The sequence below is a fragment of the Dellaglioa sp. CoH-57-MRSF-16 genome, from assembly GCF_056782055.1.
Map to the genome: position 1 here is coordinate 1 of NZ_JBXAXZ010000014.1, position 1,818 is coordinate 1,818.

1 protein-coding gene and 3 pseudogenes are annotated in these 1,818 nt (G+C 33.3%); 3 read left to right on the forward strand and 1 reads right to left on the reverse strand.

The features are described 5' to 3' along the window. Window positions 1-182 (reverse strand): annotated as a pseudogene (locus AC1RPH_RS07550) (plasmid replication initiation protein); the annotation flags it as partial. Window positions 183-295: 113 nt separating this feature from the next. On the opposite strand from AC1RPH_RS07550, the pseudogene AC1RPH_RS07555 reads away from it, so the two are divergent. The 3 genes and pseudogenes from AC1RPH_RS07555 to AC1RPH_RS07565 all read left to right on the forward strand — a co-directional run. Continuing rightward, a pseudogene (locus AC1RPH_RS07555) lies at window positions 296-709 on the forward strand (IS30 family transposase); the annotation flags it as partial. Window positions 710-862: 153 nt separating this feature from the next. Beyond that, the gene (locus AC1RPH_RS07560) at window positions 863-1,186 is read left to right on the forward strand and encodes a DMT family transporter (RefSeq protein ID WP_047916691.1); all 324 of its coding nucleotides are present in this window, start codon (window positions 863-865) and stop codon (window positions 1,184-1,186) included. Window positions 1,187-1,369: 183 nt separating this feature from the next. Then, a pseudogene (locus AC1RPH_RS07565) lies at window positions 1,370-1,573 on the forward strand (GNAT family N-acetyltransferase); the annotation flags it as partial. Between the last annotated feature and the right edge of the window lie 245 nt (window positions 1,574-1,818).

Genomic DNA, 1,818 nt, shown 5'->3' on the forward strand with positions numbered 1-1,818 from the left:
TTTTGTTTTTTATCCTGTTTATTTCTAATAGCGTTAAATGTTCTTCTCAATGAAACTGTGATGTCATGTTGCAAATCCTCGTAGTTATCTAAAAAGATAGTTGTTGGTTTTCCTGTTTGTTGAGTAATAAATGTTTCACTTGCCTTTTTAGCATTAAAAATAATCCCAATCATTTTTTCCATTTTCTTTGGATCATTTGCAGACCATAAAGTTAATTAGTTTATGGTCTGCAAATGATCCTGCTCTTATACTAAAAAGATGGACTATTTTTCTACCAGAAGTCAAGTGTTTCAATGCATTTAGGTTGTTTTATGAGCGTTATGGCAAAGCTGTGCGTACTATAACAGCCGACAATGGTTCTGAATTTATCTCATGGGACTTTTTAGAATATGTTCAAAAAGAGCTTAAAATTAAGCTATACTATGCCACACCGTCATCACCACAACAACGTGGTTCAAATGAAAACAGAAACCGTAAGCTACGTGATTGGTACCCTAAAGGCACGTCATTTAAAGATGTGAAACAACGACAATTAGATGAAGTAGCTTCAAAAATGAATGCTATGCCATTGAGACAGGCACTTGACGGTAAACGACCTATGGTAGTCTTTGAGCAGGAATATAAAGCCATGCAACGTTACCGTAGAGCTTATGAAAAGCGTAAACAACGTATGCTTGAAGTTAAAAAACAAGAATTCGAGAATAATTAAAAACGACATTGCAATTAAGCGGAGTAAATTGTAAAATTGTATAATAAAAAATATACGAATAGCTGGGTTGTGGCTAGCTAAAAAACGCCGACTAATGAATTTTTTCATTTTTGGCATTATTTTCGTTATAAAAAAAAAGGTAGGTGTAATTTAATGGGATATATATTTTTGGGGCTCGCGATTCTAGGTGAACTCTTGGGAACGAATTTGTTAAAAGCTTCAAACGGATTCAGTTCGCTTTGGGAAACTGTGGGGTCTTTAGTTTCATACGGTGCAAGTTTTTATTTTTTAGCATTAGCTATGAAAACTATAAACTTGAGTGTTGCTTACGCTTTATGGGCTGGCTTAGGAATTGTATTGACAACTGTTTTGGCAGTAGTCGTTTGGAAAGAATCTATTAATCTGAGCAGCGTCTTAGGAATTGTATTAATTTTGTCAGGAGTTGTCATTTTAAACTTGTATGGTCCTGGTCATTAAACCAAAATAAAAAACGACTAGCTGTATAAATATTATAATAAACAAAAGGCACCTGGTGTGTCTTTTTATTATGCTTAGAATATAAATATTTGAAAACGGGTTAATTAATTGAAATATTTGATATAATAGTGAGTAATTTGATTGCTAAAAGCCTTTGCGTAGACGTTCCAAAAACGTGTACGCAAAGGGTTAGGGCAACGGTTACTCGATGAAGCGAATCGTTATGCTAAAACGAAACAAAAACGTTATTTACGTTTGACTGTTTATGAAAAAAATTATGCAGGCATTCGTTTTTATGAACGTCATGGATTTAAAAAAATCGGGATAAAACATTTTCCTTTAGGAAAACAAGATCGTATTTGTCCGATTTTAGAAAAAGAAATCTAAAAAAACGTCCTCACTTTTGATGTTGAGGACGTTTTTTTAGACTGGTAATGTAACCATAATTCGCTTTCCTTTTTGATAAACCGCTAATTCTGTCACACCTGTTGCTTTTAAAGTTTCTCTATGGCTCTTATATGAGCTAATGTAGCCATTTTAACTTAATGATTGCAGGTATTCGCTGTACCACACTTCAAAAGTATTTCTCATTGCGCCAAAAATGTAATTTTCAGGATTAACTTTTTGTTTTT